Annotated in this window: 17 protein-coding genes; 9 read left to right on the forward strand and 8 right to left on the reverse strand. The window is 63.4% G+C overall.

What is annotated here, in order from left to right; all coding sequences use genetic code 11:
* Nucleotides 1-275: 275 nt before the first annotated feature.
* From ACUJB0_RS18785 to ACUJB0_RS18800, 4 genes are all read right to left on the reverse strand, one after another.
* Entirely contained in the window at nucleotides 276-455 is a 180-nt protein-coding gene (locus ACUJB0_RS18785) for a hypothetical protein (protein WP_444846529.1), read from the reverse strand.
* 79 nt (nucleotides 456-534) lie between these two features.
* Nucleotides 535-714 carry a hypothetical protein gene (locus tag ACUJB0_RS18790; protein ID WP_444846530.1) on the reverse strand — a complete coding sequence of 60 codons (180 nt, stop codon included), beginning with the start codon at nucleotides 712-714 and terminating at the stop codon, nucleotides 535-537.
* A gap of 106 nt (nucleotides 715-820) precedes the next feature.
* Nucleotides 821-1,186: a DP-EP family protein gene (locus ACUJB0_RS18795; protein WP_444846531.1), complete on the reverse strand. Its 366-nt coding sequence runs from the start codon at nucleotides 1,184-1,186 to the stop codon at nucleotides 821-823.
* Nucleotides 1,183-4,461, reverse strand: coding sequence for an nSTAND1 domain-containing NTPase (locus ACUJB0_RS18800; protein ID WP_444846532.1), 3,279 nt, complete (start codon nucleotides 4,459-4,461; stop codon nucleotides 1,183-1,185). The genes ACUJB0_RS18795 and ACUJB0_RS18800 overlap by 4 nt, the downstream gene beginning before the upstream one ends.
* Before the next feature lie 170 nt (nucleotides 4,462-4,631).
* Between ACUJB0_RS18800 and ACUJB0_RS18805 the strand changes: the two genes are divergently transcribed.
* From ACUJB0_RS18805 to ACUJB0_RS18815, 3 genes are read left to right on the forward strand one after another with little or no spacing between them, the layout of a single operon-like run.
* Complete coding sequence (locus ACUJB0_RS18805; protein ID WP_444846533.1) at nucleotides 4,632-5,270, forward strand: DUF1906 domain-containing protein; 639 nt, start codon at nucleotides 4,632-4,634, stop codon at nucleotides 5,268-5,270.
* Nucleotides 5,270-5,560 carry a hypothetical protein gene (locus tag ACUJB0_RS18810; RefSeq protein WP_444846534.1) on the forward strand — a complete coding sequence of 97 codons (291 nt, stop codon included), beginning with the start codon at nucleotides 5,270-5,272 and terminating at the stop codon, nucleotides 5,558-5,560. Before ACUJB0_RS18805 ends, ACUJB0_RS18810 begins: the two co-directional genes overlap by 1 nt.
* Before the next feature lie 17 nt (nucleotides 5,561-5,577).
* Nucleotides 5,578-6,738: an acyltransferase family protein gene (locus tag ACUJB0_RS18815; protein WP_444846535.1), complete on the forward strand. Its 1,161-nt coding sequence runs from the start codon at nucleotides 5,578-5,580 to the stop codon at nucleotides 6,736-6,738.
* On the opposite strand, the gene ACUJB0_RS18820 is transcribed toward ACUJB0_RS18815, so the two are convergent.
* On the reverse strand, nucleotides 6,735-7,199 hold the full coding sequence (locus tag ACUJB0_RS18820; RefSeq protein WP_444846536.1) for a hypothetical protein: 465 nt from the start codon (nucleotides 7,197-7,199) through the stop codon (nucleotides 6,735-6,737). The genes ACUJB0_RS18815 and ACUJB0_RS18820 overlap by 4 nt on opposite strands.
* A 249-nt stretch (nucleotides 7,200-7,448) precedes the next feature.
* Between ACUJB0_RS18820 and pvdQ the strand changes: the two genes are divergently transcribed.
* A complete protein-coding gene (pvdQ, locus tag ACUJB0_RS18825) occupies nucleotides 7,449-9,830 on the forward strand; it encodes a bifunctional acylase PvdQ (protein ID WP_444846537.1) in 2,382 nt (793 codons plus the stop codon).
* Between the two features lie 59 nt (nucleotides 9,831-9,889).
* On the opposite strand, the gene ACUJB0_RS18830 is transcribed toward pvdQ, so the two are convergent.
* Both ACUJB0_RS18830 and ACUJB0_RS18835 read right to left on the reverse strand, forming a co-directional pair.
* On the reverse strand, nucleotides 9,890-10,759 hold the full coding sequence (locus tag ACUJB0_RS18830; protein ID WP_444846538.1) for a pirin family protein: 870 nt from the start codon (nucleotides 10,757-10,759) through the stop codon (nucleotides 9,890-9,892).
* 23 nt (nucleotides 10,760-10,782) lie between these two features.
* Nucleotides 10,783-11,382 carry an FMN-dependent NADH-azoreductase gene (locus tag ACUJB0_RS18835; protein ID WP_444846539.1) on the reverse strand — a complete coding sequence of 200 codons (600 nt, stop codon included), beginning with the start codon at nucleotides 11,380-11,382 and terminating at the stop codon, nucleotides 10,783-10,785.
* Between the two features lie 112 nt (nucleotides 11,383-11,494).
* Here ACUJB0_RS18835 and ACUJB0_RS18840 point away from each other — a divergent pair, with 112 nt between their 5' ends.
* Nucleotides 11,495-12,406 carry a LysR family transcriptional regulator gene (locus tag ACUJB0_RS18840; RefSeq protein ID WP_444846540.1) on the forward strand — a complete coding sequence of 304 codons (912 nt, stop codon included), beginning with the start codon at nucleotides 11,495-11,497 and terminating at the stop codon, nucleotides 12,404-12,406.
* Nucleotides 12,407-12,409: 3 nt separating this feature from the next.
* Here ACUJB0_RS18840 and asd read toward each other — a convergent pair whose 3' ends face one another.
* Nucleotides 12,410-13,258, reverse strand: coding sequence for an archaetidylserine decarboxylase (gene asd / locus ACUJB0_RS18845; RefSeq protein ID WP_444846851.1), 849 nt, complete (start codon nucleotides 13,256-13,258; stop codon nucleotides 12,410-12,412).
* Nucleotides 13,259-13,418: 160 nt separating this feature from the next.
* On the opposite strand from asd, the gene ACUJB0_RS18850 reads away from it, so the two are divergent.
* The 4 genes from ACUJB0_RS18850 to ACUJB0_RS18865 all read left to right on the forward strand — a co-directional run bounded on the left by ACUJB0_RS18850 (nucleotide 13,419) and on the right by ACUJB0_RS18865 (nucleotide 19,281).
* Nucleotides 13,419-15,647 carry a TonB-dependent receptor plug domain-containing protein gene (locus ACUJB0_RS18850; RefSeq protein WP_444846541.1) on the forward strand — a complete coding sequence of 743 codons (2,229 nt, stop codon included), beginning with the start codon at nucleotides 13,419-13,421 and terminating at the stop codon, nucleotides 15,645-15,647.
* A gap of 126 nt (nucleotides 15,648-15,773) precedes the next feature.
* On the forward strand, nucleotides 15,774-16,049 hold the full coding sequence (locus ACUJB0_RS18855) for a hypothetical protein (protein ID WP_444846542.1): 276 nt from the start codon (nucleotides 15,774-15,776) through the stop codon (nucleotides 16,047-16,049).
* Entirely contained in the window at nucleotides 16,046-18,370 is a 2,325-nt protein-coding gene (locus ACUJB0_RS18860; RefSeq protein ID WP_444846543.1) for a GAF domain-containing protein, read from the forward strand. Before ACUJB0_RS18855 ends, ACUJB0_RS18860 begins: the two co-directional genes overlap by 4 nt.
* On the forward strand, nucleotides 18,367-19,281 hold the full coding sequence (locus ACUJB0_RS18865; RefSeq protein ID WP_444846544.1) for a LysR family transcriptional regulator: 915 nt from the start codon (nucleotides 18,367-18,369) through the stop codon (nucleotides 19,279-19,281). The genes ACUJB0_RS18860 and ACUJB0_RS18865 overlap by 4 nt, the downstream gene beginning before the upstream one ends.
* The last annotated feature ends 59 nt before the right edge of the window (nucleotides 19,282-19,340 follow it).

A 19,340-nucleotide genomic window follows, 5' to 3' on the forward strand; every position in this document is an offset into this window, starting at 1 on the left:
CTTGATTTTCCTCGATAGCCGTTATATAAAAACATGCTTCGGCCAGTGAACCTTCAATGTACTTTAATACTCATAGGTTAACTAGGCTGAGGTTCGTTCTGAACCTGTGGGCCTCCAGCGACAGCTGAGCATTCTCTGATCGAAAGATGTTGGATTTCGTGCGAGGCAGTGGCGCCAGAGTTTTTCCCGCTAAGTGCCGAATCAACAGCTTTTATAGGCTTGGGCATAGCCTTTCTGATGTTGGCGAAAATCGTATTGTTCATGATTTTCCTAAGTTAGCCTTGTGGATCGTTTTCCACTTGCGGACCGCCTGCAACAGCCGAGTATTCCTCAACGCTAAGTTGTTGCATTCCGGCCGTATTTGAGTGCTGATTTTCCTTCACAGCTTCCGAATTAACATTTTTCGCGCATTTGGAGACCGCATTCTTGAGTTTTGTAACGAGCCGCTTGTTCATGAGTTAGTTCCTTAGTAGGTTATAAAATGGAGCCTTAAGTCGCTCCCTTGAGGAAAGGCTACGCTGTATCGATGTCTGATTATTCCGGCTCGTTTTCTACCTGCGGACCACCGGCAACAGCTGAGTATTCCTCAATTGTCAGAGGCTGAATCTTGATCAAAGTACCGCCGCTTGGATTTTTCTCGGCCGCTGTCGAATTAATTTCTAATGCTGAGGCTGACAAGGATTTTTTAATTTTCTTTAATAATGTATGGTTCATGATTTTTTCCTGTGGTTATTGAGGAGATGTGCCTCGCACTGAATATATAATCTTCGCGCTGCTCCGACTGCCGTAAGTAGGTAGATATCATCTACAAAGACACAATTTATTCGGGGTCGTTCTCGATTTGCGGATCGTGTGAAAACTCCACTTTGTCTTTATCTTTGAATTTTAATGTGATCGCCAGTGCCATTTTGACGGTGTTGGCGTCGCTAAAGGTCAATAATTTTCCATCGATACTCACGCTTGCCTCGCTCAATTGATTATTGTCATTTGGCTTGACGGACATACCGGTAAAGACAATCTCATAGCCACCGGTGTCCACGATCTGGTAGTTAATAACCGTATCTGGATTAGTTATCTTCGGATTGATCGGGTCGGTGACGACGTCATAGTGCCCTGGTTTGTTTTCTTTTGGTTTGACCCAAACTTGAATGTTTTGAAAGGTGGTTGCTGGTACCGATGTAGTCATGAATTTTCTTTCTTTGGTGGGTGAGTAACAAGGTATTGCAGGTAAGTCGGGTCTTTATAGTTCATTACTTCCAATTGCTTGCGTGCTGCGGTTGCTTCTACATGAACATTTAGACAGGCATGGGTTTTTACCCACGGTGCCAGGACTCGGAAATCAGCGGTACCGGTTATCAGTGGCGACAGAATATCTTGGGCTGCCTTGCAGTCGAGGTGCGCGGCGGCGGTGTCATTCGATGAAAAATTGATTTCTGCACTTAACATTAACGCCTCCAGTAAGTAGCCACGAATTATCTGGTCGGTTGGTGCCTTTGCATAAATTTGCCGTAATTGATCGATAGAGGACCGCAGAGTTGTAGCCGCGTTGGTAACCTTGCCATGACGGAGTTCAATTGCGGCCTTGCGTTGTTTGACTGCTGCCACCAACATTTGTAGTGTTAGCTTCTTCGGCTCTAATTTGCTGAGTGCCGATAACCCCTCGTGAAGGCGGTCCAATTGCAGAAATGCCTGCGTTTGGTCCATATCGGCACCTTTAAGGTCCAGTATTTTCAGTTGAGCAATAAAGAGGTCTCGTTGCCAAGAGCGGTTGCTTGGATCTTGTGCGACCAGAGAAGTGAGCAACTCTTGTGCATTGCTCAGGGCGCTAGCGCTATTGTTGATGTCACCCACTGCCAATTTTACTTCCGACTGATGTAGCCATGCCGCTGCGAGGGGCTTTAGCCAAAGTACATCATTCGGGTTAGCCTGACGAAGTGACTGTAAGAGTGCCAATTGTCGCGTGAATAGCGCCTCAGCCTCAGTCAACTGTCCCAATTGCAGTTGGGCGCTTGCAAGCCAAGATAGACTATCAGCTAAGCCTGCCGTTAGTTGCTTATCCTTTGGAGCTTGGTTAAATGCGCGAGTTTTCAAATTTACCGACAGCATAAATTCTTTGGTCGCTTGCCGCACATCGCTACGTCTCAAGGCGAGCGTGCCCAGGGTATTGTGTGCATACGATTGTTCTATCCAGCTGTCGGGATTCGAGGGCGCTACCTCGGCAAAGCGGTCGCTAAATGTCCGATATTCTTCAAAATAATGCTGTGCCTGTTCCCACTCCTTGCGGTCGAAGTGGATTTGTCCCAGTCCAAAAGCATTCTCCCCCGCGCTTTTCAGTAAGACGGTGTCATTCGGTTTGGAATTCAGCTGTTGGTGCAGAATATCTCGTCCGCCTTGTAATGCGGCATAGGCGCCGGTGGGATCTCCCCGTTTGGTCTTGACTTCGGAAATTAGTTGTAAAGTTTTGACTCGCTGAGTTAGGGCCGCATAGCTGTCGTTGAAATTGGTTTTATCCGAAAGGTACTTCAACGCTCGGTTGCTCACGCTATCGAGCAAGTCCAGCTTACCTAGCGGGCGCAGCTTGTCGACGAAGTCGCCCAGCATATAACCCATCAGCTCCTCGGCCTCGGTGCGGTGCTGCTCGGCCGCTTGCTGCGCCGAGCGCGCCATCAGGAACAGGGCGCCGGCCAGCAGCGCCAGGCCGGCCATGACGATGGTGATCGTCAACCGCAGCCGCTCGCCGCGTTGCACGCCCTGCAGCGATGCCTGCACAAAAGCCTGCTCCTGCGGCGTGAAGCTGAAGCCGCTGGTCTTGAGCAGCTGGCGCGCCTGGTTCACCTGCGTGCCGGACGGCAGCAGCATGTCGCGCGCCCGGCCGCTGTCCTGCCAGCGCCTGGCTTGCGCGCTGATGCGGCTGCGCACCTGCAAAGCTTGGCGATGCTCCTCGATCCACGCCACCACGCGCGGCCAGCGCCGCAGCAGCGCTTCGTGCGCAATGCCAAACGCCGGCGCGCCGCCATGCAAATCACTGACGAACAAGTGGGCGTCAACCAGCGCCTGCACCAGCCCATGGTCCGCCTCGTCGCGCAGCGCCGACCACGGCACGCGGCGCGAGGTGACTGTCGATTCATCCTCGGCCACCAGCACCAGTTGCGACAGCACATGCGGCAAGGCGGCGATCTGCGCGCTGCCCAGCGCCGAGATGACCTGTTCCGCGCGCGCGCCGATCGCGCCCTCCAGCCCGCCCAGCGCGTGGAAGCTGGCGTGGCTCAGCTCGCCGTCGGCACTGCGCAGCCGGTACAGCTCCTGCAGACAGTATTGCAGCAGCGGCAGCGTGTCCGGTCCGGCCTTGGCGGCGTCGATCAGCACCTGGTCCAGCGATTCGCCGGTCTCGGCGTCGACCGTGTAGCGCAGCTGCGCCACCTGCACCGGATGGCGGATGATCTGCGCGATATCGGCCGCGCCGGGCGGCGCCAGGTCGAAGTGGCCGCCGCGCAGCTTCATGCTCATCAGCGCGGGATAGGCGCTCAGGTGCGGGTAGAAGTCGTTGCGGCAGGCCAGCACGATCAGGATGCAGCCGGACCGCGCCAGCTGGTCGAGCACGTGGATGAACGCGGCGCGCTCCTGCTCGCTGATATGCGGCAGCCGGAAGATGGCTTCGAAACGGTCGATGAACAGCATCAGCCGTATCGTCGGCAGCCGCGCCTGCAAGTGCTCGATCAGCCCCGGCAGGTCCTGCGCCATGCGCTGGGCCAGCGCCACCGCGCTGGTGTTTTCAAACAGCAGATTGCCATCCAGCTCGGCATCGAGCAGCACGCTGGCCAGCGTTTCGAGCAGGCCGGACTGGCCCATGTCGGCGCAGTCCAGCTGCACATGGCTGGCGATGGCCAGGCCGGATTCGGCCGGCGCGGCGCCCGCCTTCAGCGCAGGGATCAGGCCGGCCTGCACCAGCGAGGTCTTGCCGGCGCCGGACGGCCCCAGCACCAGCACCATCGCGCACGCGGCCTGGACCTGGCTGAGCACCACCTGCACCAGCTGGTCGACGCCGAGCTTGCGGCCGAAGAAGATCGCGGCGTGCTGTTCCTCGAACGCTTCCAGGCCGCGGAACGGCGAGGCGTGCAGCCAGCTGCCGTTGCTGACGTCGTCATCGTAGCTCAGCTCGGCCAGCAGCCGGTAGCCGCGCTTGCGGATGGTTTCGATATAACGCGGCTCGACCGCCGAGTCGTCCAGCGCCCGGCGCAGCTGGGTGATGATTTTGTGGACCGCGTTGTCGCTGGGGGAGACGTCGCCCCAGCACGCGTCAAGCAAGGTTTCGGCGGACACGACCACGTGCGGATGTTTGCACAAATACAACAAAACATCCATGGCGCGTGGTTCGAGCTGGCGGTTCAGGTCGCCGCAGCTGAGTGTATTGGTGGCGGGATCGACCCGCCACTGCCCGAAACGAAAGCTTTTGTGATTCACACGGACCTTCTTGGTTCAGCGATAAGTTATTTGTAATCAATGACTTGGATGCCGGAAGGTTTTCCGAAGGCCAATTCCATGCGGATTGACTACAGTTGTTTCATATCTACATCTTTTGCAAATATTAACATTAACGCGGGGAAACCACACCCCTTTCTATCGGAGATGTCATGGTTGTTCTGACTGGCCTGAAAGCGCCATTTGAACTGACGCAGCACGCAATAGCAATTAAGCAACAAGGGATTGATTTCGCGATCCGGTATTACAGCCATCAGGCGGGCAAGAGCCTGTCGCTGGCCGAGGCCCGCTCGCTGACGGATGCCAGCATCCAGATCGGCGCGCTGTGGCAGGCCGGCGGCGACCACCTGAATTACTTCAGCCGCGCCCAGGGCTGCGCCGACGGTGCCGCCGCGTATTTGATGGCGCAGCAGGTCATCACCCAGCCGTCCGGCTCGGCGATTTATTTCGCGGTGGATTTCAATCCGTCCGATGAGGCGATCACCGGCCCGGTCAGCGCCTATTTCGAGGGCGTCAACCAGGCGTTCCGCGCGGCCGGGCCGGGCGAGCCCAAGTATCAGGTCGGCGTGTACGGCTCCGGCGCCTGCTGCGAGACGATGCTGCTCAGGGGCTTGGCGGCGCTGAGCTGGCTGTCGCCGTCGCCGGAATACCACGGCTCGCGCGACTATGTCGGCTTCAACCTCAAGCAACTGGCGTCCGCCAGCCTGCTGGTCGACGACGGCAAGCGCATCAGCGTCGACCTGACCCGCACCAACGACGGCTATCCGGCGGGCCTGTTCCGGGTGCTGTGATGCAAATAATACAATTCACCGAGACGGTGTCGCTGAAGACGGTCAAGCCGGCCAAGACGATTTTTCTCAACAACACGGGGCAGGACCTGGTGCTCAAGTTCGTCACGGCGCCGGACCTGCTGCTGGCGGCCTATACCATCAGCAACGGCGTCAGCGCGGCGATCGACAGCATCCGGCTCGGCACCGTCGACTATTATTCGGGCCACAGCCATAACTTCGCGATCGCGGCCGGCAGCACGGCCGTGCTGAACGTGACCAACAACGTCCTCAACATGGTGATCTCGCCCTGATTTGTTAAGATGCGGGCATGAATCCCACATCCCAGGGCCGCAACGCCGGCCTCGACACCCTGCGCGCGCTGGCCATCGTGCTGGTGTTCACCAACCATTACATGCTGTTCGTCAGCGCCAGCCCGACCTTCGGCTGGTTCGGCAAGGTTGGCTGGACCGGCGTCGACCTGTTCTTCGCCCTCAGCGGCTATTTGATCGGCAACCAGATCCTGGGCGGCATCCGCCGTTCACGGCAGTCGGAAGGCGGCGAACGCTTCTCGCTGCTGCGCTTCTACGCGCGCCGCCTGCTGCGCACCTTGCCGAATTTTTACTTCGTGCTGGCGCTGTACGCCTTGTGGCCGGCTTTCCGCGGCGCCAACGTGCTGCCGCCGCTGTGGAAGTTCCTTACCTTCACCCAGAATATCCAGCTGATGCCGGGCACGGCGTTCTCGCACGCGTGGTCGCTGTGCGTGGAGGAGCAGTTCTACTTCCTGTTGCCGGCTGTGGCGCTGGCGATCGCGGCTTGCCGCAAGCCGCTGCTGCTGGCTTGGCTGGCCGTGGTCGGCATGCTGCTGGCCGGCATGGCGATCCGCAGCCATCTGTGGACGCAATACGTGGGGCCGGAGGAGCAGGGCGGTTTTCATTACTACACGCTGATCTATTATTCGTCGCTGTGCCGTTTCGACGAGCTGGTGGCTGGCGTCGCGCTGGCGCTGGTGAAGAACTATCATGCAAACGCCTGGACTCGGTTGACCTCGCGCGGCAACTGGGCGCTGGCGGCCGGCGCGGCGTTGCTGGCACTGACGTGGTCACTGTTCCTGGAAGATCACTACGGCTATGCGATGACGGTGGCCGGCTATCCGCTGCTGGGCCTGAGTTTTACGCTGCTGCTGGTCGCAGCCTTGAGCCCCGGTTCGCTGCTGCAACGGTTGCGCGTGCCGGGCGCGGCCAGCATCGCGCTGTGGTCGTACGCGATCTACCTGACGCACAAGACGCTATGCGTGCTGCTGCGCGCGCCGCTGCAGGCGGAAGGCTGGGGGCCGAACAGCTGGCAGGCCATCGTGCTGATGAGCGCGGCCAGCCTGCTGGCCGGCTGGCTGCTGCACCTGCTGGTGGAGACGCCGTTCATGAAGCTGCGCGACCGCTACGTGCCGGGTAATTTCGCGCGGCCGGCGGCGCCGGCTGGCGTTATCGCTTAATTCAGCTCGATCACATCGAACGGCGACTGCATCGAACCCAGGAAGGCCATCACGCTGCGCGCACGTTCGCCCATGTCCTCATGGCGGGTCGCGGCGATGGAGGCGCGCAGGCCGGGCACCACTTCGGTGATGTGCGGACTGTCGTAGGCGTTCACCAACAATGCAGCCAACTCGCTGGCGCGGCCGCGGTTGTTGCGCATGCGTTCCTCCAGCATCGCCAGCAGCGCGCGCTGCATGCGCGGTGTCGGATTGGTGATGTAGCCGAACACCAGCGGCGTATTGCTGATCGCCTCGCACAGCCGGCTCTCGATCTGGTCCGGCTTGACGTCCGAAGCGATATCGAAATACGCGCCATTCCAGCGCGTCCGTTCATACGGATGGCCGGGCGGGAAGGATTCGGCCGTCTCAAAGCCGAGGACGTGGCTCAGGTAGCGCAGCCATTTGAGGATAGTGGGCATCATCCCGGCATTTTATCCTGAGACGCGAGACTCTACCGGACCTGATGCGCATCAATCAGCTTTCGTCCCGGGGAGCGTGCATCCGCCGGCGCGACTTAAACTCCGACAGACGCCACCAACTCTGCTGGCGCCGGTATCGCCGGGCGCCACCATCTGTTCCAAGCGGCAGACCCTTTCAAAAGCCGATGGATTTTTCTTGGAAGGTTGGCAATATTGCGCACCTTGTCACCCCATCCGATGAAGGAACTTTCCATGACATCTCCCACTTTGCGTCTGGCCCGTGTCCTGCTGCCGACACTGGTCGCCCTGTCCGGCTGTTCCGGCGGCAGCAGCTCGCCGGACAAGCCGGTCGATCCGGTCAAACCGGCGCCCAAGTACCAGGCCGAAATCCGCCGCACCGCGTTCGGCATTCCCCACATCAAAGGCAGCAGCGAAGGCGACATCGGCTACGGCGTGGGCTACGCCTACGCCGAGGACAACCTGTGCACGCTGGCCGAGGAAGTCATCACCGCCAGCGGTCAGCGCTCGCGCTTCTTCGGGCCGGACGGAACCCGCATCGGCTACCAGAGCACCAACCTGGCGGCCGACTATTTTTACCGGATGCTGAACGACGACGAGGCGGTGAACCAGTCCTGGGCTGCCCAGCCGGCGGAGATCAAGGCGCTGGTGCAGGGCTACGTGGCCGGCTACAACCAGTATCTGAAGGAAACCGGCGCCGCCAATCTGCCGGGCGAATGCAAGGGCGCGCCGTGGCTGCGCGAGCTCAGCGAGCTTGACGCGATACGCATGATGCGGCGCTACGCGGTTGAAGGCAGCTCCGGCCAGTTCATGGCCGCGCTGTACGGCGCCGCGCCGCCGGGTGCGCCGGCGGCGCGGAGTAACCGCACGCAAGCGGCCACCCCGGCCGGCGAGCCGAACGTGCTGAGCCCCGAATACTGGCGCCGCCTGCATCAGCGCACCGGCAGCAACGCGGTCGCTCTGGGCAAGGACGCCACCGACAACGGCCAGGGCATGTTGCTCGGTAATCCCCACTTCCCGTGGAAGGGCCCGCTGCGCTTCTATCAGTTGCATCTGACGATACCGGGCAAGCTGGACGTGATGGGCGCCGCGCTGGGCGGCATGCCGCTGGTGAACATCGGCTTCAACCAGAACCTGGCATGGAGCCACACCGTCAACACCTCGGCGCACTTCACGCTGCACCGGCTCAAGCTGGATCCGGCCGATCCCACCCGGTACCTGGTCGACGGCCAGAGCAAGAGCATGACCAAGCGCACCGTGACGGTCGACGTGAAAGGTGCGGACGGCGTCGTTAAGCAGCAGTCGCGCGACTTCTACAGCACCGAATTCGGCCGCATCGCCGTGGTGCCGGGCGTGGCCAGCTGGGACCGGACCACCGCCTACGCGCTGGGCGATGCCAACCAGGACAACCATCGCCTGCTGACGCAGTGGTACGCGATGGACCGCGCCGCGTCGCTGGCCGAGTTCAAGGAGGCTATCGTGCGCACGGTCGGGCTGCCGTGGGTGAACACGCTGGCGGCCGACAAGGACGGCCAGGCGCTGTACCTGGACGTGACGGCGGTGCCGAACATTTCGTTGGCCAAGCAGGCCGCGTGCGTATCGGCGGCGGATCAGCAGCTGGCCGGCTTCGGCATCATCATCCTTGACGGCAGCCGCGCGGATTGCGCGTGGGGCGTCGACCCGGCCGCGCCGCAGGCCGGCATCTTCTCCGGCGCCAGCCTGCCGACGCTGACGCGCAGCGACTTCGTGCAAAACTCCAACGACAGCGCCTGGCTGACCAACCCGGCGGCGCCGCTGGTGTCGTTCCCGGCCATTGTCAGCCAGCAGGGGACGGAGCAGAGCGGCCGCACCCGCATCGGCATCAGCCAGCTGCAAGCGCGCCTGGCCGGCACCGACGGCCTGCCGGGCAACCGCATGAGCCTGGCGCAGCTGCAGCAGATCGCCCTGAACAACCAGGTCTACATGGCGCAGCAGGTCATGGACGATGTGCTGAAAGTGTGTAGCGGCGCCGACCTCGCGGTGGCCTGCGCCAAGCTGGGCGCGTGGGACCGCAGCGCCAACCTGGATGCGAACATCGGTTACGCGTATTTCGCCGGCATGTGGGACCGGGTGCGCGACCAGGATGTGTGGGCCGTGCCGTTCGACCCGGCCGATCCGGTGCACACGCCGCGCGGCCTGAACCTGGCCGACGCCGGCGTGGCGTCGGCGGTGCGGCTGGCCTTGCAGGACACGGTGCGCGCGGCCGCCGCCAAAGGCTGGTCGCCGGACGCGAAGTGGGGCGACATCCAGGTGGCGGTGCGCGGCGCGAAGAAGATCCCGATCCACGGCGGCGAGGATGTGTACGGCGTGTACAACGCCATCACCAGCGTCGACATCGGCGGCGGCTTGCGCGACGTCACCGACGGCACCAGCTATATCCAGGCCGTCACTTTCGACAAGAACGGCCCGGTGGCGCAGGCCATGCTGAGCTATTCGCAATCGAGCGAGCCGTCGTCGCCGTACTTTGCCGACCAGACCGAGCGCTTCTCGCGCAAGGCATGGATCACCCAGCCCTACACCGAGGCGCAGATCACGGCCGACCCGGCGTATCAAACCAAGCGCATCAGCATGCCCTGAACGGGCGCGCCGCCGGACAGTCTGGCTGTCCGGCGGCGGTTGCCACGGCTATCGCAGCGTCAAGCGTGGGCTTCCTCGCCCAGCTTGCCGGCGCGGAAATCCTCGACGGCGGCGAAGATCTCGGCCTGCGTGTTCATCACAAACGGGCCGTATTGCGCGATTGGCTCGTTGAGCGGCTGGCCTGCCACCAGGATCAGGCGGCTGGCTTCCGCCGCGTGCACCGTCACACCATCGGCGCCTGCCGTGTTGGCCAGGATCGCCATGCGGCCCGACGCCACCGCCTTGTCGCCCACATTCACCTCACCGCGATAGGTGAAGATGAACGCGTTATGGCCCTCCGGCAGCGCCTGGCTGAAGCTGGCGCCGGCGGGCAGATGGATGTCGAGATAAATCGGCTGCGTCACCTCGCGCTGCACCGCGCCCGCCACGCCGTGGCTGCTGCCGGCGATGACTTTCACGTCCACGCCGTCGGCCGTGGTGAAGGCCGGCACATCGGCACCGTTGAAATCGCGATACCAGGGCGCCTGCATCTTGTCCTTCGCAGGCAGGTTCAGCCACAGCTGGAAGCCTTCCATCACGCCCGCTTCCTGCTCCGGCATTTCCGAGTGGATCACGCCACGCCCGGCCGTCATCCACTGCACGCCGCCGTTGGTCAGCAAGCCTTCGTTGCCGGCGCTGTCCTTGTGGCGCATGCGGCCTTCCAGCATGTACGTCACGGTCTCGAAGCCCCGGTGCGGATGGCTGGGGAAGCCGGCGATGTAGTCGTTGGCCTGGTCGCTGCCGAAATTATCCAGCATCAGGAACGGATCCAGCCGGCGCTGCAGCGGCTGGGTCAGCACGCGGTTGATCTTGACGCCGGCGCCGTCCATGACGGCCTGGCCGCTGATGATGCGTTCTACGCCGCGAGGGCTGCTTACTTGGTCGGTCATGGCATTCTCCTTGTTTGCTAGTGTTACACCAGTACTGCGTTGATCTCAGCTTCCGCTTGAGCCTGCGCCTTGGCCACGGCTTCCGGACCCATGCCCATGCCTTCGGCGAACACGTACTGCACGTCAGTCAGGCCCACGAAGTTCAGGAACATCTTGATGTGCGCCAGTTGCGTATCGGTCGGCGCATCGCGGTGCATGCCGCCACGGGCCAGCGCCACATACACTTTTTTGCCGGTCAACAGGCCGACCGGGCCGGTCGGACCATATTTGAACGTCACACCGGCGCGGGCAATCGCGTCGAACCAGCTTTTCAGCTGCGCGGTGATGCCGAAGTTATAGGTCGGCGCACCGATGACGATCACGTCGGCAGCCTGGACTTGGGCGATCAGCGCATCATCCAGCGCCACGCGGGCGGCCTGGGCTTCGGTGCGCTGGTCGGCCGGGGTGAACAGGGCTTGCAGCGTCGGCTCGTCGATCACCGGATGCGGATCGGCTGCCAGGTCGCGGCGCAGCAGCGTGGCGGCCGGATTGGCGGCGCGGACCTTGGCGACGATGGCGTCGGCCAGGCGGGTGGATTCGGAACCGGTGCTGCGGGCGCTGGAGTTGATTTGCAAGATGTTCATGGTGTTGCTCCTGATATTGGGTTTGTGCTGCGATGGAGTTACTTTAATCGTTTCAAATTCATTCCGGAAGCCGTTAAAATGGATAACATTAGTCCACTGATGGAACAATCCTATGGAAATCGACCCTGGCGACCTGCTTTTGTTTGCCCGCATCGTGGAATGCGGCAGTTTCAGCCTGGCGGCGCAGCGCGTGCAGCTGCCCAAATCCACGGTCTCGCGCCGGATCTCGCTGCTGGAGGCGCAACTGGGCGAACGCCTGCTCCAGCGCACCACGCGCAAGCTGGTGCTGACCGAGTTCGGCGCCAGCCTGCTGGAGCACGCGCGGCGGGTGGCCGACGAAACCGAGATGGCCGGCGCGCTGGCGCAGCACCGGCAGGGCGCGCCCAGCGGCTTGCTGCGGGTGTCGATGCCGGCCGACTTCGCCAACCTGACGTTGGGCCGCATGATGGCGCGCTTCATGAACCAGTACCCGGCCATCTCGCTGGAGCTGGACCTGTCGCCGCGCCGGGTCGACCTGGTGGCGGAGAATTTCGACCTGGCCATCCGCATGGGCAACCTGCCGGACGACGCCTCGCTGGCCGCGCGCCGCGTCACGCTGAGCACGATCGCGCTGTACGCGTCGCCGCTGTACACCTCGCTGCGCGGACTGCCCGAGCATCCCGACGACCTGTTCAAGCACGACCTGCTCAGCTTGCCGCCACGCCTGAACGGCCTCACGCGCTGGAAGCTCCTGCGCGGCAAGGTGGAATGGGAACGTGAGCTGCCGGTGCGCCTGATGGCGAACTCGCCGGAAATGCTGGTGCGCATGGCGGCGGCCGGCGTCGGCATCGCCGCCTCGACCGAGCTGATCGCGCGCGAGTATCTGCAGGGTGGGGACTTGGTGCGGGTCTTGCCGGAGTGGTCGTTCCCGATAGTGACGGGCTGGGCGGTGTTCCCCGGCCGCCGGCTGATGCCGGCCAAGACCAGGGTGTTCCTCGACATGCTGGAGACCGCCTTCGAGGACGGCCGTCCGGTGGAGCGATGAAGCTTACTTCTTCAGGTTGGCCATCGCCTGGCCCAGCTGGACCGCGCCGGCAGGCTGCCACGAAGGATTGAAGCTCAGCACATCCTTGGGGAACAACATCACGACGGTCGAGCCGAGCAGGAAGCGGCCCAGTTCCTCGCCTTTTTTCAGCACGATATTCTGGTCGTCGTACTGCCATTCGCACACATGCGGCATGCGCGGCGGATTGACCACGCCGTGCCACACGGTCGCCATGCTGCCGACGATGGTGGCGCCGACCAGGGTCATCACGAACGGCCCGTGCGCGGTGTCGAACACGCACACCACGCGCTCGTTGCGCGCGAACAGGCCGGGGATGCCGCGCGCGGCCGCCGGACTCACCGAGAACAGCTCGCCCGGCACGTAGATCATGCGGGTCAGCTTGCCGTCGCAGGGCATGTGGATGCGGTGGTAGTCGCGCGGGCTCAGGTACAGGTTGGCGTAGCTGCCGTTCTGGAACTTGGCGGCCAGCTCGGCGTCGCCGCCCACCAGCGCCGTGGTCGTGAAATTATGGCCCTTGGCCTGGAAAATCTGGTCGTCCTTGATAGCCCCGAACTGGCTGATGCGGCCGTCGATCGGGCAGATGTAGTCGGCGTCCGCCATCGGGCGGGCGTCCGGGCGCAGCGCGCGCGTGAAGAACTCGTTGAAGCTGCCGTAGTTCTCGATGTTCGGATCGAGCGCCTCGTCCATGTTGACGTTGTACTTGCCGACGAACCAGCGGATCAGCCAGGTGGTTTTGCCGCCCCATTTGGCGCCGGCCACGCGGCCGGCAAAATTGGTCAGCGCTCCCTTGGGAAGCAGGTAGTGTGGCAGGACAGCAAGACGAGACACGATAGGGTATCCATACAATGAACGATCGCGCATTATAGCGCCGGCCGCCGGCGCGGTTTAGAAAAATGGACTAAACAAGGAGCGCAACTTGCCAAATCCGGAACATTTTGTTTAAAACAAGGCATAATGCGCGCACTTGTCCGATAACTTGCCTTCCAGAATTATGCCTGCCCGCCAATTCCGCCTGACCCAGCTCGCCGCCGCCATGTTGTCCCTTTACGCCGGCGCCGTCCGCGCCGAGGCCGAAACGCCGCCCGCCGGGCAGCCCAAGCCGGCGCCGATGCAGAAGGTGGAGATCAAGGGTGCCGCCGCCAGCTACGACCCGCGCCGCGACGACACCGCCAGCAAGACCGTGGTCACCAGCGAGGAGATCCTGAAATACGGCGACACCTCGGTCAACGACGTGCTCAAGCGCGTGCCCGGCATCACGGTCAGCGGCGCGGCCGGCCGCAGCGGCGGCGAGATCCGCATGCGCGGCCTGGGCAGCGGCTACACGCAGATCCTGATCAACGGCGAGCGCGCCCCGGCCGGCTTCGCCATCGACAGCCTGGCACCGGAGGTGATCGAACGCATCGAGGTCCTGCGCGCCGCCAGCGCCGAGTTCAGCACGCAGTCCATCGCTGGCACCATCAACATCGTGCTGAAGAAAGCCTTGAAGTCCGCCCAGCGCGAAGTCAAGCTCAGCGAGGCCAAGGGCAGCAAGTTCAGTTCGCCGTCCCTCAGCCTGCAGATGTCGGACAAGCTCGGCGGCACCTCCTACTCGTTTGGCGGCAACGCCTGGCGCTACATGTACAACCGCACGTCGCCGTCGTACGACACCGGCACCGACGCCAACGGCCAGCCCAACCTGGACCGTGTTGCCACGTGGGGCGACCAGGGCCGCGCCGACGGCCTGAACCTGTCGCCGCGCATCAACTGGACGCTGGACAACGGCGACACGCTGACCTCGCAAACCTTCGTCAACCTGAACCATTTCGCCAACAACAGCCACGGCCGCACCAGCACCACGCTGGGCCGGGGCCCGGACTACGACCGCATCGACAGCACCTTCAGCAGCCACAACGCCTTCGGCCGTACCGACCTGAACTGGGTACACAAGTTCGGCGGCGGTGCCAAGCTGGACATGAAGGCCGGCGTCAGCGACAACCGCAACACCAGCGATTCCCTGCAGTTCGGCGGCAACAACGGCCTGCCGGCCACGCTGGAACGCACCGTCATCTCGACCAGCGGCGAAAAGGGCTTCAGCACCCAGGGCAAGTACTCGCGGCCGCTGACCTTCGGCGCGGCGCCGGCCGACGGCAAGGGCGAGGCGCCGACCGAGCACGCGCTGGCCATGGGCTGGGACGCCGGCGTCACCAAGCGCGACGACACCCGCATGCAGCGCGAGGCCGCGCTGCCGGGCGCCACGCCGGACAACAGCGACGAAGACTTCTCGGCCAAGGTCACGCGGCTGGCGCTGTACGGCCAGGACGAGTGGAACCTGACGCCGCAATGGTCGCTCTACACCGGCCTGCGCTGGGAAGGCCTGGACACCCGCAGCGACGGCAACACCTTCGACGCCGTGCAGCAGCGCTCCAGCGTGCTCAGCCCGCTGATGCAGACGCTGTACAAATTCCCGAACAAGAAGGACCAGCTGCGCCTGGCGCTGACCCGCACCTACAAGGCGCCGTCCACGGCCAGCCTGATTCCACGCAAGTTCACCTCGACCAACAACAGCCCGACCGATCCCGACCGCCGTGGCAATCCGCACCTGAAGCCGGAACTGGCGCTGGGCCTGGACGCCTCGTTCGAGCATTACTGGGGCGAGGGCGGCCTGCTGAGCGCCAGCGCCTCGATGCGCCGCATCGAGAACTACACCCACCAGGGCTTGCTGTATGAAGATGATCGCTGGGTCTCGACCTCGATCAACGACGGCCGCGCCGAGACCCGCGGCATCGAGCTGGAAGCCAAGTTCCCGGTGCGCGCGGTGCTGGAACACGCGCCGGCGCTGGACCTGCGCGCCAGCGTCAGCCGCAACTGGTCGCGCGTGGAAAGCGTGCCCGGCCCGGACAACCGCCTCGACCAGCAGACCCCGCTTAGCGCCACGCTGGGCGTCGACTACAAGAGCCCAAGCGGCGCGCTCAGCACCGGCGGCAGCTTCAGCTTCCGCAACGGCGGGCTGGCGCGCCTGAGCGGCACGCAGGGCGGCTACACTAGCGTGCGCCGCGACCTGGACGTGTACGCGTTGTGGAAAATCGACACCCAGAACAACCTGCGGGTCGCCGTCTCCAACCTGCTGGCGCAGGACTACGTCACGGAAAGCCTGTACAGCGACGCCAACGGCACGCAGAACCGGCTGAACGTGGCCACCGGCGAAACCCAGCTGCGCGTCACGGTCGAAAAGCGTTTTTGATGGCATGATTCCGAGGTGATATGATTCTTCGGTGTACTTAATTGCCGCGGGCCCCCTCTGAAAAAGCCTAAAGTTACCGAGATCAACCAGCCGGACGATGAAGCCCTGCGTCTGGCGCTGGCCGAAGTGCGCGATTTGCAGCGCACCGTGGTCGTGCTGCGCTCGGAATTGGAGCTGTCCCACCAGGAACGCCAGCACGCGGTGCAGGACGCCTTGTCCTTCGCCCACAGCGAGATCACCCAGTTGCGCGAGACCGTCGCCGCCCTGCGCGCCAGCCTGGAGCGGATGACGCAGGATAAGCTTGACGCGCTGCAACAGGCCAGCACGCTCCACCACGGCGAAGTCGCCCAGCTGCACGACACCATCCGCGCGCTGCGCGACACGCTGGAGACGCGCGCATGAGCGCCAAGCCCGCGATCCGCAGCGTGCCGGTCAAGCCGCCCGCAAAAAGCGAGGCGGCGTCGGCGCAAGCGGTCGCCGGCGCCCAACGCAAGCGGCTGCGCCAGGTCGAGCTGCTGCTGGAAGTGTCGCGCCGCATGGCCGCCTACGACACGCTGGACGAAATCCTCACCGCGCTGATCGACGTCACCACCGAGGAGCTGGACGCCGAGCGCGGCACCTTGTTCCTCAACGACGCCGAGACCGGCGAGCTGTTCTCCCGCGTCGCGCAAGGCAATATCCAGCGCGAGATCCGCTTCCTGAACCACACCGGCATCGCCGGCCACGTGTTCACCACCGGCGAGGCGCTCAACATCGCCGACGCCTACGCCGATCCGCGCTTCAACCGCTCCATCGACGAGCAGACCGGCTTCGTCACCCGCAACATCCTGTGCGTGCCGATCAAGACCTTCAAGGGCGAGATCATCGGCGTATCGCAGACGCTCAACAAGCGGCGCGGCAAGTTCACCCGCGCCGACCTGCAGCTGCTGGAGGCGCTCACCACGCAGGGCACGCTGGCGCTGCAAAGCGCGCGCTTCCTCGAAAGCATGAAGAAGATCCGGCGCCAGGAGATGGAATTCATCGACGTGGTATCCGAGGTCACGGCCGACATCAAGCTCGGCTCGCTGCTGCAAAAGGTGATGGGCGAGGCCACGCGCCTGCTCAACGCCGAGCGCTCGACGCTGTTCCTGAACGACGAGAAGACCGGCGAGCTGTGGTCGGAAGTGGGGCAGGGCCTGGAGTCGCTGCAGATCCGCCTGCCCAACACGGCCGGCATCGCGGGCGCCGTCTTCACGTCGGGCAAGACCATCAACATCCCGTACGCCTACGCCGACCTGCGCTTCAACCCGGCCTTCGACAAGCGCACCGGCTACTTCACGCGCTCGATATTGTGCGTCCCCATCGTCAACAAGGCCGGCAAGATCATCGGCGTGACGCAGGTGCTCAACAAGCGCGGCGGGCCGTTCACGCACGAGGACGAATCGCGCCTGCGCGCCTTCACCGCGCAGATCTCGATCGCGCTGGAGAACGCCAAGCTGTTCGCCGACGTCCAGCAAATCAAGAACTACAACGAGGCCATGCTGGAGTCGATGTCGAACGGCGTCATCACGCTGGACGGGCAGGAAAAGATCGTCACCTGCAACGCCGCCGGCCTGCGGATTTTGCGCACCGGGCCGGAAGCCATCCTCGGCCGCCCGGCGCAGGATTTCTTCGGTGGCGCCAACAGCTGGGTGATGGACAAGCTGCGCCAGGTCGAGGAAAACCAGGGCGCCGAACACCTGATGGACGCCGAGCTGGTGGTGGACGACGCCACGCTGTCGGTCAACTTCAGTGTGCAGCCGCTGCTGTCGATGGAGAAGAAGCGCATCGGCTGGATGCTGATGCTGGAGGACATCTCCAGCGAGAAGCGCCTGCGCTCGACCATGTCGCGCTACATGGACCCCGGCATCGCCGACCAGATGGTGGCCAACGGCGCCGAAATGCTGGGCGGTAAAAACGTCCCGGCCACAGTGCTGTTCTCGGACATCCGCAGCTTTACCACCATCACTGAACAGCTGGGCGCGCAGGGCACGGTCACACTGCTCAACGAATACTTCACGATGATGGTCGACTGCATCCAGCGCGAGGAGGGCATGCTCGACAAGTTCATTGGCGACGCCATCATGGCCGCCTTCGGCATCCCGGTCGGCCACGACGACGACGCCGACCGCGCGCTGCGCACCGCCATCGCCATGATGACCGAGCTGCGCGCCTGGAACCAGCTGCGCGCGCGCGAGGGCAAGCCGCCGGTGGAGATCGGCATCGGCCTCAACACCGACCTGGTCGTCTCCGGCAACATCGGCTCCAAGAAGCGCATGGACTACACCATCATCGGCGACGGCGTGAACCTGGCGGCGCGGCTGGAATCGGCCTGCAAGCAGTACGGCGCCCACATCCTCATCAGTGAGTTCACCTACCGGGCGCTGCGGGGCACTTACCGCCTGCGCGAGGTCGACATTGTGGTGGTCAAGGGCAAGACCCGGCCGGTGTCGATCTACGAGGTGATGGATTACCACAGCGAGGACAGCTATCCCAACCTGGTCGAGGCCATGGGCCTGTTCCGCAACGCGCTGCAAAGCTACCGCAAGCGCAACTGGTCGGCCGCCGGCAAGCTGTTCAACGAGGTGCTGTCGCTCAATCCGCACGACCGTGTGGCCGCGCTGTACATCGAGCGCGGCCTGCACATGGCGGCCAATCCGCCGCCGGACGACTGGGACGGCACCTTCGTGATGGAATCGAAGTGAAGATCCCTCGCAGCACGCTGGAGCAGTGGCAGGTCCTGCAGGCGATCGTCGAATGCGGCGGCTACGCACAGGCGGCCGAGGCGCTGCACCGCAGCCAGTCGTCGGTCAGCTACATGGTGGCCAAGCTGCAGGAACAACTGGGCGTGGAGTTGCTGGAAATCGACGGCCGCCGCGCGCGCCTGACGCAGAACGGCGCGGCCCTGTTGGCCAAGGCGCGCGAGCTGCTGGGCGGCGCCTTCCAGCTCGAGCAGCTGGCCACCAGCCTGGCCGAGGGCTGGGAGCCGCAGGTCTCGATCGCGGTCGACAGCCTGTTCCCGGTCGAGCTGCTGGTGCAGGTGCTGCGCGATTTCGAGCCCTGGGCCAAGCACACCCGTGTCAACCTGGAGGAGACCGTGCTGTCCGGCTCCGAGGACGCGCTGGTCGAACAGCGGGTCGACATCGCCATCGCCAGCCGCATCCCGTCGGGCTTCCTGGGCGACGTGCTGATGGATATCGAATTCATCGCCGTGGCCCATCCCTGCCACGCGCTGCACGAGCTGGGCCGCGAGCTGGAGGTGGAAGACCTGGGCCGCAACCTGCACATCGTGGTGCGCGATTCGGGCACATTGAATCCGCGCGACCACGGCTGGCTCAGCAGCAACCAGCGCTGGACCGTCACCAGTCCGCACACGCGGCTGGAGATGATCTGCAACGGCTTGGGCTTCGGCTGGCTGCCCGAGCACAAGATACGAACCCAGCTGGAGCAAGGCTTGCTCAAGCCGCTGCCGCTGCGCGTGGGGCAGCGCCGCAAGCAGTCGCTGTCGCTGATCGTCGCCAACCCCGAGGTGGCCGGCCCGGCCACCTGCCGCCTGGCCAACCTGATCCGCAAAGTGGTGAAGGACGGCATCGTCCACCGGCCGCTGTGCGGCTGAATAGAAAACAGTTAATCCACCGGGCGCTATTCTCCGAAGCGGAGCATATTGCCGTGCCG

Origin of the sequence: Duganella caerulea, from assembly GCF_040362985.1 — a bacterium.
GTDB classification, from domain to species: Bacteria; Pseudomonadota; Gammaproteobacteria; order Burkholderiales; family Burkholderiaceae_D; genus Rugamonas; species Rugamonas vulcania.

Coding starts and splice junctions, on each gene's coding strand:
- ACUJB0_RS18795 (WP_444846531.1), bottom strand. CDS start 1,186: ATGACTACATCGGTACCAGCAACCACCTTTCAAAACATTCAAGTTTGG.
- pvdQ (WP_444846537.1), top strand. CDS start 7,449: ATGACATCTCCCACTTTGCGTCTGGCCCGTGTCCTGCTGCCGACACTG.
- ACUJB0_RS18815 (WP_444846535.1), top strand. CDS start 5,578: ATGAATCCCACATCCCAGGGCCGCAACGCCGGCCTCGACACCCTGCGC.
- ACUJB0_RS18840 (WP_444846540.1), top strand. CDS start 11,495: ATGGAAATCGACCCTGGCGACCTGCTTTTGTTTGCCCGCATCGTGGAA.
- ACUJB0_RS18835 (WP_444846539.1), bottom strand. CDS start 11,382: ATGAACATCTTGCAAATCAACTCCAGCGCCCGCAGCACCGGTTCCGAA.
- ACUJB0_RS18805 (WP_444846533.1), top strand. CDS start 4,632: ATGGTTGTTCTGACTGGCCTGAAAGCGCCATTTGAACTGACGCAGCAC.
- ACUJB0_RS18820 (WP_444846536.1), bottom strand. CDS start 7,199: ATGATGCCCACTATCCTCAAATGGCTGCGCTACCTGAGCCACGTCCTC.
- ACUJB0_RS18850 (WP_444846541.1), top strand. CDS start 13,419: ATGCCTGCCCGCCAATTCCGCCTGACCCAGCTCGCCGCCGCCATGTTG.
- ACUJB0_RS18860 (WP_444846543.1), top strand. CDS start 16,046: ATGAGCGCCAAGCCCGCGATCCGCAGCGTGCCGGTCAAGCCGCCCGCA.
- ACUJB0_RS18790 (WP_444846530.1), bottom strand. CDS start 714: ATGAACCATACATTATTAAAGAAAATTAAAAAATCCTTGTCAGCCTCA.
- ACUJB0_RS18810 (WP_444846534.1), top strand. CDS start 5,270: ATGCAAATAATACAATTCACCGAGACGGTGTCGCTGAAGACGGTCAAG.
- ACUJB0_RS18785 (WP_444846529.1), bottom strand. CDS start 455: ATGAACAAGCGGCTCGTTACAAAACTCAAGAATGCGGTCTCCAAATGC.
- ACUJB0_RS18830 (WP_444846538.1), bottom strand. CDS start 10,759: ATGACCGACCAAGTAAGCAGCCCTCGCGGCGTAGAACGCATCATCAGC.